Genomic DNA, 12,598 nt, shown 5'->3' with positions numbered 1-12,598 from the left:
CTGAGTATTGGTCTTGATGGCTTTTGATATTGAGTAAGTCGAAAACAAAAAGACCTAGCATGTGCTAGGTCTTTTATTATCTTTCTGAGTAAAGGGAGACGAAGATTAGTCGCCTTGCTTTAGCTCTTTTAAGATTTGGAAGATCTCGCGAGAAGACTTCGCTGGTTTGTTCGCTGATTTCTCTTTGTTAGCTTGGCGAGCTAGCTGACGAAGACGTTGACGGTCTGCTTCAGGGTACATTTCCATAACGTCAGAAATGGCAGCATCGCCTTCTGCAACAACGCGGTCACGCAGTTGTTCTAGTTTGTGTAGTTCAACTGTTGCTTGAGAGTGTTTGTTGCGAATTTTATCTAAAGCCGCTTGAATTGGCTCTGGATCTACATTGCGCATTACTTTACCAATGTATTGAAGCTGACGGCGCTTTGCTTCATTTTTAAAGCGTTGTGCATCTTTAATCGCTTGTGCCAGGTCTTCAGACAAAGGGAACTTATCAAGAATAGAAGGCTTAAGTTCAACAAGCTCTTCTCCCAGCTTTTGCAGGGCATCCATGTCCGTTTTCATTTCTGTCTTACTTACCCAGATGATTTCTTCTTCTGGTTCCCATGGGGCTTTTTGGTTTTTGCGAGCCATCTTTTCTGCCTATGTCACTATCTCAAACGAATATATTGCCTATTTTAGCAAGAATCTTGGGGAGAAAGCGAAATTCTTGTTATCCTACGTAATATTGACCTAAAAAATTAGAATAGATATGGATGTAAAACAGCAAGTCGCCCAGCAAAGAGTTGAGCTAGAAGCCGCAGTAGCTAAAGCGTTGGATATGGCATCAGTGAGTGCAGACGCAGCTGAGGTCGCTATTACTAAGTCAACGGGTTTAAGTGTTTCAACACGTATGTGTGAAGTGGAAAACGTTGAATTTAATAGTGATGGTGCTCTAGGTATTACTGTTTACCGCGGCCAGAAAAAAGGCAGCGCATCTACATCTGATCTGAGTGAAAAGGCAATTGCTCAAACAGTCGCGGCTGCGCTTGATATCGCTCAGTACACTTCTGAAGACCCATTTGCAGGTCCTGCAGCAAAAGAATACATGGTAAAAGAAATTCCAGATTTGGATCTTTTCCACCCTGATGAACCAAACCCCGACTATGCCGCTGAGATTGCGATTGCTGCTGAGAAGCAAGCGCTAGCTTATAGCGACAAGATCAAACAAAGTGATGGTGCAAGCTACGACAGTCACTATGGTGTTAAGGTTTATGGTAACAGCCATGGCTTACTAGCAAGCTACGCCTCAAGCCGCCATAGCACGAGCTGCTGTGTGATTGGACAAGGCGCTAATGGTGAAATGGAACGTGACTACAGCTATACCGTTGCACGTCATCGTGATGAGCTATGGGCGCCTGAGCGTGTTGGTCAAGAAGCGGCAGAAAAAACCATCAGCCGTTTGGATGCTAAAAAGCTACCAACAGGCCAATATCCAATTATGTTCGCGAACGATGTCGCTACAGGTCTAATTGGCCACCTTGTGATGGCAATTAGCGGTGGTAATCTTTACCGTAAGTCTTCGTTCTTACTGGACCATCTAGGTCAGAAAATCTTGCCAGATTGGTTCAATATCTCTGAGCGTCCACATATCTTACGTGGTTTGGCTTCAAGCCCATTCGATAGCGAAGGTGTGTTCACTCAAGATCGTGAAATCATCACCGACGGTGTGTTAGCAACTTACCTGCTAACGAGCTACGCCGCACGTAAAATGGATATGACGCCAACAGGTCATGCGGGTGGTATTCATAACTGGTTCGTTAAATCGACCGGTCAAAACTTTGAGCAGATGCTAAAAGAGTTAGGCACAGGCTTTCTTGTGACTGAAGTGATGGGTCAAGGCGTTAATACCGTGACAGGTGATTATTCTCGTGGTGCTGCAGGTTTCTGGGTTGAGAACGGAGAGATCCAATACCCAGTATCGGAAGTGACGATCGCGGGCAATCTAAAAGATATGTTCACTCAGATTGTAGCGGTAGGTAACGACGTTGAAACTCGTTCACAAATTCAAACCGGTTCTATCTTGCTTGAATCGATGAAAGTCGCGGGTGAGTAATTTGCTTAATTTGCTTTAGTTTAAACCTGAAGCTCAAACCTGAAGCGTAAATCTGACCTATTAAAAAGGGAGCCTCTGGCTCCCTTTTTGTATTTAGCATCCCGTCTTAGAATCGGCTATCTGTTTATTCACACGAGATAAGTATGAGTTAGATAAGCATGAGTTAGATAAGAATGGTGGCTAGGCCTAAGAATACCGATAGGCCAATCACATCGGTTACTGTGGTCAGAGCCATACCGCCTGCAAGGGCAGGGTCGATATTCATCTTCTTCAGCATCACAGGAATGGTTACACCGGCGATACCCGCGACAATCAAGTTTGTCATCATCGCTGCTGAGATGATGCCTCCCAAGATCCAATTGCCTTTCCAAGCAACCACTATGCCGCCAATGATAACGGCCCATAGAATGCCGTTAAGGAAGCCGATAGAGGCTTCTTTGAGTAGCAGTTCGCGTTTGTTACTGTCACCAATGTGACCAAGCGCTAAACCACGAATCACTAGAGCGACGGTTTGGTTACCTGCAACCCCACCCATGGACGGTACGATAGTCATCAAAACAGCAATCGCGGCCATCTCATTCAGTGTGGCCTCAAACATATTCGACACAGACGCTGCCGCGAGTGCTGCCAAAACGTTTGCGCCTAGCCATACACTACGACGACGAGCGGATTTTACGACCGGTGCGAAGGTATCTTCGTCATCGTCCATACCCGCCATACTCATCATTGAGTGCTCGGCATCTTCACGGATAACATCAACCACGTCATCGATAGTGATACGACCTACAAGATGTTGATTTACATCGACAACAGGAGCTGACACCCAGTTACGACGTTCGAACAGGCTGGCGATATCAGAGGCACTGGTTTCAACGGCGATCGCTTCGTCGGCATCTTCCATCACTTCTGAAACAGACACATCAGGCTGGGTTGTAATCAGTGTGCTGAGCGATAGGTTACCAATGAGGCGTTCGTCGTCATCGATAACATATAATGCATCGGTAGCGTCAGGTAATTCACCACGCATACGTAAATAACGCAGTACGACCTCAACATCGACATCACCGCGGATCGTGATTACGTCGGTGTTCATTAACGCACCCGCTGAATCTTCAGGGTACGAAAGGGCAGTTTCTACTAATGCACGATCGACAGAGTCCATTTGGGAAAGGACTTCTCGAGAAACATCGTCCGGCAGGCTTCGAAGTACGTACGCGACGTCATCGGTTTCCATACCCTCGGTCGCTTCTGCCAAAGTTTCTGGTGCCATTTTTGACACAAGAGCATCTTTGACATCTTCGTTTAGCTCATCAAGAATTTCACCGTAGTCTTCTGGATCGGTGAGTTGCCAGAGTACGTCACGACTTTTGCGAGGGGAGGCTTCTAAAAGGTGTGCAATATCCTCAGGTTCCATATCCTGAAGTTGTCGGCGTACGTGAACAAATCGGCCGTTTTCTAGGGCTTCGCTGACTTCTTGGAGGGTTTGGTGAGCTTGGTCGAATTCTAATTGCTCTGCCATATTTTCCTCCTATCTCATTATTCTAACAATGCTTGGAATAGTAACTTAATTCTGGGGCTTATTTAAATCATTAACTTAGGTAGAACTAAGAATTAATATTGGTTGATGCGTGGTTTGAGTTTTAGATGTTGTGAGTGAAGCGTTTTTGCTACTCGCCCTCATCAAACCGGTCTTCAATTAGGTGACAAACGGCATCAAGCGCTTGCTGTGAATCGGTGCCTGCGGCTTGGATAGTGATGTGTTGCCCTTGCGCCGACTCCAGCATAAGTAGCCCCATTACACTGTCTGCTGTTGCCGTTTTATCTTCTTCACTATGGATAGTGATGGTTGCATCAAAGCTTTGTGCAAGCTCAACCAATTTTACGGCTGCTCTAGCGTGAAGACCCAAGCGATTTTGGATCAGTACAGTTCGAGTTAATTCCATGGTTAGCCCTGTTGGTGCTTCTCTAGGGAGGCGTGTCTGATTTGAACTTGATGGCCAAGTTGTTCGAAGTATTCACCAATTTTCTGAGTTAGGTAAACCGAGCGGTGTTTACCGCCAGTACAACCGATCGCGACCGTTAGATAACTGCGATTATTCTTCTCTAACATTGGCAACCACTGCTTAACAAAGCCTTGAATTTGCTGCTTGAGTTCAAGAACTTCTGAGTGTTTTTCAAGAAAAGAGTGAATGGGTGCGTCAAGACCCGTTAATGGTCGTAGTGCTGGTTCCCAGTGAGGGTTTGGCAAAAAGCGAACATCAAACACATAGTCAGCATCACTTGGTAGTCCGTATTTGAAACCGAAAGATTGAAAGACAATGATCAGCTCTTGCTTCTCTTTGCCTTCAACTTTAAATCGAACCTTTTCGCTCAATTCGTAGAGGTTGCAGTCACTGCTGTCAATCACAATGCTTGCTTGCTCTGCGAGAGGTGTTAGGAGTGTCTTTTCTAAATCAATCGCTTGCTCAAGAGATAACTTTTCTTGGCCGATCGATAAAGGGTGGATTCTGCGTGTTTCGCTGTAGCGTTTGAGTAGCGTTTGCTTACTTGCGTCTAGGAACAAAACGTTCACATCAATATCAGTGGCGGCTTCTAGTTGTTCTAGTGTCTCTGTAACTAACTGCGGTTCTTTCGGTAGGTTGCGAATATCAATGCTAACAGCGACGTTTTGATTGATCTCGCGTACCGATTCGACGAAGTCGCTTAGCAGGTTTACTGGCAGATTATCCACACAGTAATACCCCAAGTCTTCAAGGACTCGTAACGCAACACTTTTACCGGCCCCAGATTGGCCACTCACAACGATTAATCGCATGTTATTGCTCGCAAGTTGGCACTTGGATCATGATGTCGTAAAGCTCTTGATCGCTTTGAGCATTACGCAACTGTTTAAGAGTCTGCTTGTCGTTAAGTCGTTCTGCCATACATGAAAGGGTTTTTAGATGCTCCTTGCACTGTTCACTTGGAACAAGCAGGGCAAATAGTAGGTCGACAGGACGATTATCAATCGCATCAAATTCGATTGGGTCTTGGCATTGTAGTAATACAGCTATCGCTTTATCACTGACATTCATACGAGCATGAGGAATAGCGATGCCATTACCAATACCAGTACTGCCCATTTTTTCACGGCTCAACATGCACTCAAACAGTTCTGTTGAATCTTGACCACAGCTTTCTGCAGCGATCTGACTGATGAGCTCAAGGGCTCTTTTTTTGCTTGTGCATTGGACTGCACTTTTGGTGCAGTCCAATGAAAGTACTTCGCTTAATTGCATGTTAGTGACTACTTAGCTTTTCTTTGTGCTTGTTGAGTTGGCGGACGAGTTTATCAACCAATGAATCAATCGCGGCATACATGCTTTCATCAGTTGCTGTCGCATGGATTTCCCCCTGATTTATATGCAGGGTAGCTTCCGCGATTTGATTGATTTTCTCAACTTTTAAAACAACCTGAACGCTATTGATATGATCAAAGAAGCGCTCAAGTTTGTCGAATTTAGTGCGAACATAGTCTTGCATTGAATCGGTAAGATCAACGTGATGGCCTTGAATATTGATTTGCATAGACTTTCCTTTTCAGTTGGTTGCCAGGTTATAACCAAATTAATAGTTAACTAAATAGCTAACTAAATTAGCTTATAGCAGGCGTTTACGCTGACTCGATGGGGCAATGCCCAGAGACTCACGGTATTTCGCTATGGTACGTCTAGCTACCTGAATTCCTTGGTCAGCCAGTAAAGCAGCAATCTTACTATCACTGAGAGGCTTCGCGGTATTTTCCGCTGCGACAAGCTTCTTAATCAGTGCGCGAATTGCTGTAGATGAACATTCACCGCCATTGTCAGTGCTGACATGGCTTGAGAAAAAGTATTTGAGTTCGAAGATACCACGTGGCGTGTGCATGAATTTTTGAGTCGTCACACGAGAGATCGTGGATTCGTGCATATCAACGGCTAACGCAACATCATTCAGAACCATTGGCTTCATCGCTTCTTCGCCATGTTCGAAGAAATCACGCTGATGTTCAACAATGCATCGCGCAACTTTGAGTAGCGTCTCATTTCGGCTTTCTAAGCTTTTGATTAGCCATTTTGCTTCTTGCAAATTTGAGCGAATGAATTGGTTGTCTGCACTGCTGCCCTTGCTACCAAGAGCGGCATATTGCTGATTTACTTTCAGCTTAGGGACACTATCAGGGTTAATGGTGACTAACCACTTTCCAAGATCTTTGAACACAGTTACATCAGGAACCACATATTCAGTTTCGTCCGGTGTAATCTTACTGCCAGGTCGAGGATCCAGTTGCTGAATCAGTTGCAGAACCTCACGTAGTTCCGCTTCTTTCAGTTTGGTTTCTTTGATGACTAATTTGTAATCGCGGTTACCGAGTTGGTCGATGTGGCTAGTAAGTACTAACTTAGCTTCGTTAAGCCAAGGGGTATCCTGGGGAAAGGTTGCCAGTTGCAGTAACAAGCAATCTTGTAGATTCACTGAACCGACACCCAGCGGGTCAAACTGCTGAACTCGTTTGCGGACGGCTTCAATCTCATCAAGCTCTACTTCTTCGCTATCGAAGTTTTCAAGGATATCTTCACAAGATACGGTGAGGTAGCCATAGTCATCAATGGCATCAATCAGCGCGAAAGCAATGCTTCGGTCAGTCTCAGAGAATGGTGTTAGGTCGAGTTGCCAAAGTAGGTAGTCGTGTAGGCTTTGAGTCGTTTCGCCTTGATAAACAGGCATGTCGTCATCAATCGCAATACCAGTGTTACCTGTGTTTGCGCTGTAGACGTCTTCCCAAGTTGTGTCGATTTCTAGTTCGTTGCCAATTTCTGATTTTTCGATTAAGTCTGAGCTATCAGGTAAATCTTGTTCTGTGGCTTCAACTGTTTCTTTCTCGTCACTGCTAGGTTTCTCTTCCGATGTAGGCGTATCTTCATTGCCTTCTTCGACATCGAGTAGTGGATTAGATTCAAGTGCTTCTTGAATCTCTTGCTGCAAATCTAAAGTAGACAATTGCAACAAACGAATCGCTTGCTGCAATTGAGGAGTCATTGCTAACTGTTGGCCTAGCTTAAGTTGTAATGAGGGTTTCATTCAGTGTGACTTACCTAGTTATTATTCTTAGAACTCTCGATACTCTCTATATAATCATAGACGGAATTGTTCGCCTAGATAAACTTGTTTAACTTGTTCGTTATTGAGAACATCTTCAGGAGTACCCTCAGCGATCAGGTGTCCTTGGCTTACGATGTAAGCTTTTTCACACACATCTAATGTTTCACGAACGTTGTGATCGGTAATCAAAACGCCCAAGCCGCGATCACGTAGGTGAACAATGATTTTCTTGATATCGATAACTGAGATCGGGTCAACACCGGCAAACGGTTCATCCAGCAGAATGAATTGCGGGTTTGCTGCTAGAGCTCGAGCAATCTCCACACGACGACGCTCACCACCTGACAGAGCCATACCATTACTGGTGCGGATATGTTGGATGTGGAACTCTTCTAGAAGGTCTTCCAGCTTATCTTGGCGCTGTTCGTTAGTCATTTCATCACGGGTTTGTAAAACGGCCATGATGTTGTTCTCAACAGACAACTTACGGAAAATCGATGCTTCTTGCGGTAGGTAACCGATACCAAGACGAGAACGACTGTGCATTGGCAAGATACTGATGTCACGGTCGTCAATGCTGATAGTACCTTCATCACGCGCAACCAGGCCAACTATCATATAGAAAGAGGTCGTTTTCCCCGCACCGTTAGGGCCAAGCAGACCAACGATCTGGCCTGACTCTACCTGCAAGCTTACATCGGTAACAACTTTGCGCTTGCTGTAGGTTTTCGCTAGGTTTTTTGCTTTAAGAACAGCCATCGTTACTTATTCACTTCCGTTGGTTGTAAAACCGTTGACACTCGTTTGTTTTCACCACTGTCAGCGACTAATTTTTGAGAGCCGATCTGGTAGGTGATCTTAGAGCCACGAATGATGCTGCCATCTTGAGATAGCATTGCATTCTTAGTCATGATCAATTTGTCGGCAACAAGCTGGTAATGTAAGTCGTCAGCTTCACCGTAGAGTGTCTTCCCGTCGTCAGTCAGTTGAGAGAACGTCGCTGGCTTACCGAAGCCTTGAATTTCTTCAATCTCACCGTTTACGGCGTTGCGGGTAACAATAACCTTATCGGCATTGATATTGATGCTGCCTTGTTTAAGGTTTACATCACCAAGGAAAGTCACTTGGTTACTTTTCATATCCAATTGCTGGCTGTCTGAGTCAATGTAGACAGGTTGCTCGCTATCCGAAGAAAGGGCATAGACATTAGGCGCCGCAAGGGTCAAAGCGAATAAACTAAGGTGTAAGAGTTTCATATCTACCTTGAACAGAATTAAAGAGGGTTGCATTGTTGGTACCGAAGTTACCTTTCATTGCTTGTCCCTCAGTTTCAAAAAATGTACCGATCATATGGACCGGAGTCTCTGAATAAAAATCTCGGCTAGGCAGCTCAACAACCATTTTATCTGTGGTCATAGTATCGAAGCTAGCTTCTGGCAACAGGTTCTTTGCCACGACGTTGTCATAAAACGTGACAACTTGATTCTCATCCATAATCGCGCGATCAGCGGTGACTTGCCATTCAATCGTATGCCCTTCTCGGAATACCGAAAGAACCGGGTTTTGAAAGTGCGTATCGCCAACCACTGAGTAGTGCTCTAAATACGTCGATTCAACCTGATAGCTACGAATACCGCTTTCATCATAGCTAATGTTGTTTAGACTTTTGCCACTAAACGCGGGCAGCTCCAAATTTGGAGCCACTTGTATCGTTGATGTTTGCTCTTTGTCGTACAAGTAATAGGTCGACCAAGAGGCAATAAATATGAGTATTAAATAGATAATACGAGTAAAACTCATATGCTTAAACCTTTATGCACGTCGAGTTCATTTCTTGCTTGTAAAATAAGGTCGCAAACTTCACGTACCGCGCCGTGACCACCGTTAATGGTTGTCACGTAATTTGCACGCTTTGCAAGTAGTGGATGACCATCTGCTACACATACCTTCAAGCCAACTTTTTCCATCACAGGCCAGTCGATCAGATCGTCTCCGATGTAGCCCGTATTTTCAGGATTTACAGAAAGCTTATCGCAAATATCTTGATAGGCCTTAACTTTATCATCCTGACCTTGGTAAATAAGCTTAATACCGAGAGCGGTCATTCGATTCTCAACAATTTGAGATTTACGGCCAGTGATGATCGCGATTTCGATACCAGCGTTCATCAGTGACTTAATGCCATAGCCATCACGAGTGTGGAAGGTTTTCAGTTCTTCACCGTTGTTGCCCATGTAGATGCGACCATCTGAGAATACGCCATCGACATCGCAAATAAGCAATTTGATCTCTTTTGCTACGGCAAACACTTCTGAATCTACTGTGCCGTATAGAGTTTCGACTGTCTGTGTCATTACATTACTCCTGCTTTCAGTAAGTCATGCATGTTTAACGCTCCGACTAGTTTGCCTTCATGGCACAGCATTAGGCCATTGATGCTCTTAGCTTGCATCAAGTTCAAACCCTCAACCGCGAGCATGTTTGGTTCTGCTACCGTCGGATTTAGCGTCATCACGTCGCCGATCTGCGTGTCATGGATATCGATGCGCTTGTCTAGGATACGGCGCAAATCACCATCAGTAAAAATACCGGCCATTAGACCGTCTTCACTCACGACTGCCGTCATCCCCAAGCCTTTTTGAGATATCTCCAAAAGAGCGTCTCGTACCAACGCTTCCGGTGCTACCACTGGGAGTGCATCGCCCGTATGCATGATATCTTCAAGCTTCAATAATAGTTGTCGACCCAAAGCGCCGCCAGGGTGGGACAAAGCAAAATCTTGCGCAGTAAAGCCTCTGGCTTGTAACAGTGCGACGGCTAATGCATCACCCATCACCAAGGTAGCCGTTGTACTGGTTGTTGGCGCAAGACCAAGTGGACACGCTTCTTCTGGTACTGATATTTGTAAATGAATATCAGACAAAGTCGCCATGTTTGATGCTGGCTTACCTGTCATGCTGATAATCTTGATGTTCAAACGCTTCAATACCGGGAATAAGCTTAGGATTTCACCTGATTCGCCAGAGTTGGATATTGCTATCACAACATCGCCAGCCCCGATCATTCCTAAGTCACCGTGCGCAGCTTCCCCTGGGTGTACGAAGAAAGCGGATGTCCCAGTACTTGCTAGTGTTGCTGCGATTTTTTTGCCGATGTGGCCAGATTTCCCCATGCCCATCACAACCACTTTTCCTTTGTTGTTCAGGATAAGGTCGCAAGCTTTGCAAAAGTCATCATTAAAATATTGGTCCAATTGAGTAAGACCTGCAACTTCGGTTTCCAAAACTTGCTTTGCAACACTGCGATAATCGAATGACTGAGACATTAAATACTCCAAGTACGGGAAGTTAAATCAATAATTAAGCTGACATGTTCATAAGTAGGTAAGCTTGGTAGGCCACGAATGTCACTATTAACACGCCGCCTTCAATACGATTCACACTACGTGATTTACCTAGTGCCATGACGACAAGAAGTAGCGATACACCTAGCATTACCCAGAAATCACGACCCATCGCAAACTCGCTCAAGACTGAAGGGTTGAGGATGCCAGGGATACCCATAACAGCAAGGATGTTGAATACGTTCGAGCCAATGATATTACCCACGGCCATATCATCCTCACCCTTCATTACGCCAGCAAGTGATGCTGCTAGCTCAGGCAGGCTTGTACCAACGGCAATAATGGTTAAACCAATAACAAGGTCGCTCATGCCAAAGAATTTCGCGATAACAACCGCGTTATCAACCAACATGTTGGCAGCTAGAGGCAGAATAATCAGACCAACTACCACCCACATTGCGGCTTTAGGGTTGCTCACGCCTTCAGGAACTTCAGATTCTTGTTCTTCAAGGAAGGCATCGCCGTTCTTTTTCTCACTGCGGCTGATTTGCAGCATCGCGAATAAGAATGCGGCAAAAAGAACAAACAATAATACGCCTTCGTAGAACCCTAAATGGTTGTCCCACAGCAAAGCGCCCGCTAGTAGAGTGACACCAATCATCAATGGTAGTTCACGGCGAATCACACCAGAGCTAATTGATAGCGGTTTGATAAGCGCTGTAATACCCAAAATCAGTGCGATGTTGGCGATGTTTGAACCGAGAACGTTACCTACAGCCGTATCTGTTTTTCCATCAAGAGCAGCTGTTGCTGAAACCATCATTTCAGGAGCCGAAGACCCCATTGCTAGAATCGTCATACCGATAACTAATGGTGAGATACCAAAGTTGCGAGCAAGAGCAGCGGCGCCGTAAACCAGCTTATCTGCACTCCACACCAAAAAACCTAGACCGATAATAAGAAACGCAATCGCTTCAAGCATGATGATTCCTAAAAAATTAATAAAAAACGGAGAATTAACCGCTAATTTTGACCTGTTGCTAGATAAAAGGGAAGTCACTCGGCAAATTAATTACCAGTTAGCAGGCAAGAAAGAGAGCTCAATAGATAATTTTCTAATGCTTTCAAATCCCTGTATAGATTCCTGTTTAATATGAATTAATTGAACAGTGCTTTTAATTCTAAAGTAGACTCATTATTATTGCAGCCATAATTGGCGTATTTTAAAGCAAGGAAACAACAAAAATATGTTGAACACTGAGCTTGTGAAAGTTAAGAACCTCAGCTTCTCACGCGGTGAGCGCGTTATCTTTGATGACATCAGTTTAGAGGTGCCTCAAGGCAAAATAACCGCAATTATGGGCCCGTCAGGGATCGGTAAAACGACCTTGCTGCGTTTGATTGGCGGACAATTACCGCCAGATGAGGGCGAAATTTGGTTTGATGGCGACAATATCCCTGCATTATCACGTCGTAAGCTATATCAAGCCCGCAAGAAAATGAGCATGCTTTTCCAATCGGGTGCACTTTTTACTGATCTTAATGTCTTTGATAATGTGGCGTTTCCGCTGCGAGAGCACACTGAACTTAATGAAAAATTCATTCGTACCATCGTATTACTAAAGCTTGAAGCGGTAGGGTTACGAGGTGCTGCGCAATTGATGCCGAGTGAATTGTCTGGTGGGATGGCGAGACGTGCTGCGTTGGCTCGTGCGATCGCATTGGATCCTGAACTCATCATGTACGATGAACCATTTGTTGGCCAAGACCCGATAACTATGGGCGTCTTGGTTGAGCTGATCCGTAATCTCAATCAAGCTTTGGGCTTAACCTCTATTGTCGTTTCTCACGATGTGCCTGAGGTGATGAGTATTGCCGATTGGGTTTATCTGATGGCTGATGGAAAAATCATTGCTGCTGGTGCGCCTGATGAGTTGTACAACAACAGCGATCCGAGAGTGCAGCAATTTTTGCAAGGTGACGCGGATGGCCCTGTGCCGTTTAGATTTCCTGCGAAGAGCTTAAAAGAGGATTTGTTTTAA

The 12,598-nt window shown here is 44.9% G+C and carries 15 protein-coding genes; 2 read left to right on the top strand and 13 right to left on the bottom strand.

Annotation, left to right across the window (positions count from 1 at the left end):
- Positions 1–105: 105 nt before the first annotated feature.
- Positions 106–630 carry a ribosome biogenesis factor YjgA gene (yjgA, locus tag DUN60_RS12465; protein ID WP_017083748.1) on the bottom strand — a complete coding sequence of 175 codons (525 nt, stop codon included), beginning with the start codon at positions 628–630 and terminating at the stop codon, positions 106–108.
- Positions 631–748: 118 nt separating this feature from the next.
- On the opposite strand from yjgA, the gene pmbA reads away from it, so the two are divergent.
- Positions 749–2,092: a metalloprotease PmbA gene (gene pmbA, locus DUN60_RS12460; RefSeq protein ID WP_017086694.1), complete on the top strand. Its 1,344-nt coding sequence runs from the start codon at positions 749–751 to the stop codon at positions 2,090–2,092.
- Positions 2,093–2,255: 163 nt separating this feature from the next.
- Here the strand turns inward: pmbA and mgtE are convergent, their stop codons facing one another.
- The 12 genes from mgtE to DUN60_RS12400 all read right to left on the bottom strand — a co-directional run bounded on the left by mgtE (position 2,256) and on the right by DUN60_RS12400 (position 11,538).
- Positions 2,256–3,611: a magnesium transporter gene (gene mgtE, locus DUN60_RS12455; RefSeq protein ID WP_004735298.1), complete on the bottom strand. Its 1,356-nt coding sequence runs from the start codon at positions 3,609–3,611 to the stop codon at positions 2,256–2,258.
- 148 nt (positions 3,612–3,759) lie between these two features.
- Positions 3,760–4,035 carry an HPr family phosphocarrier protein gene (locus DUN60_RS12450; RefSeq protein WP_004735299.1) on the bottom strand — a complete coding sequence of 92 codons (276 nt, stop codon included), beginning with the start codon at positions 4,033–4,035 and terminating at the stop codon, positions 3,760–3,762.
- A gap of 2 nt (positions 4,036–4,037) precedes the next feature.
- Complete coding sequence (rapZ, locus tag DUN60_RS12445) at positions 4,038–4,907, bottom strand: RNase adapter RapZ (RefSeq protein WP_114634037.1); 870 nt, start codon at positions 4,905–4,907, stop codon at positions 4,038–4,040.
- Position 4,908: 1 nt separating this feature from the next.
- Positions 4,909–5,370: a PTS IIA-like nitrogen regulatory protein PtsN gene (gene ptsN / locus DUN60_RS12440; RefSeq protein ID WP_004738707.1), complete on the bottom strand. Its 462-nt coding sequence runs from the start codon at positions 5,368–5,370 to the stop codon at positions 4,909–4,911.
- Between the two features lies 1 nt (position 5,371).
- Positions 5,372–5,659 (bottom strand): ribosome hibernation promoting factor, encoded by a 288-nt coding sequence (hpf, locus tag DUN60_RS12435; RefSeq protein WP_004735302.1) that lies wholly within the window; start codon positions 5,657–5,659, stop codon positions 5,372–5,374.
- Positions 5,660–5,731: 72 nt separating this feature from the next.
- The gene (locus DUN60_RS12430) at positions 5,732–7,192 is read right to left on the bottom strand and encodes an RNA polymerase factor sigma-54 (protein WP_004735303.1); all 1,461 of its coding nucleotides are present in this window, start codon (positions 7,190–7,192) and stop codon (positions 5,732–5,734) included.
- Between the two features lie 54 nt (positions 7,193–7,246).
- Complete coding sequence (gene lptB / locus DUN60_RS12425; protein ID WP_004735304.1) at positions 7,247–7,972, bottom strand: LPS export ABC transporter ATP-binding protein; 726 nt, start codon at positions 7,970–7,972, stop codon at positions 7,247–7,249.
- A gap of 2 nt (positions 7,973–7,974) precedes the next feature.
- On the bottom strand, positions 7,975–8,469 hold the full coding sequence (lptA, locus tag DUN60_RS12420; RefSeq protein ID WP_004735305.1) for a lipopolysaccharide transport periplasmic protein LptA: 495 nt from the start codon (positions 8,467–8,469) through the stop codon (positions 7,975–7,977).
- Complete coding sequence (gene lptC / locus DUN60_RS12415) at positions 8,450–9,013, bottom strand: LPS export ABC transporter periplasmic protein LptC (protein ID WP_004735306.1); 564 nt, start codon at positions 9,011–9,013, stop codon at positions 8,450–8,452. Before lptC ends, lptA begins: the two co-directional genes overlap by 20 nt.
- Positions 9,010–9,567: a 3-deoxy-manno-octulosonate-8-phosphatase KdsC gene (kdsC, locus tag DUN60_RS12410; protein ID WP_004735307.1), complete on the bottom strand. Its 558-nt coding sequence runs from the start codon at positions 9,565–9,567 to the stop codon at positions 9,010–9,012. Before kdsC ends, lptC begins: the two co-directional genes overlap by 4 nt.
- Positions 9,567–10,538: a KpsF/GutQ family sugar-phosphate isomerase gene (locus DUN60_RS12405; protein WP_054548283.1), complete on the bottom strand. Its 972-nt coding sequence runs from the start codon at positions 10,536–10,538 to the stop codon at positions 9,567–9,569. The genes kdsC and DUN60_RS12405 overlap by 1 nt, the downstream gene beginning before the upstream one ends.
- A gap of 34 nt (positions 10,539–10,572) precedes the next feature.
- Positions 10,573–11,538: a calcium/sodium antiporter gene (locus DUN60_RS12400; RefSeq protein WP_004735309.1), complete on the bottom strand. Its 966-nt coding sequence runs from the start codon at positions 11,536–11,538 to the stop codon at positions 10,573–10,575.
- 265 nt (positions 11,539–11,803) lie between these two features.
- On the opposite strand from DUN60_RS12400, the gene mlaF reads away from it, so the two are divergent.
- Positions 11,804–12,598 carry a phospholipid ABC transporter ATP-binding protein MlaF gene (gene mlaF / locus DUN60_RS12395; protein WP_004735311.1) on the top strand — a complete coding sequence of 265 codons (795 nt, stop codon included), beginning with the start codon at positions 11,804–11,806 and terminating at the stop codon, positions 12,596–12,598.

Origin of the sequence: Vibrio splendidus (genome assembly GCF_003345295.1) — a bacterium.
GTDB classification, from domain to species: domain Bacteria; phylum Pseudomonadota; class Gammaproteobacteria; order Enterobacterales; family Vibrionaceae; genus Vibrio; species Vibrio splendidus_K.
This window is presented reverse-complemented; position numbering and strand designations above follow the sequence as displayed.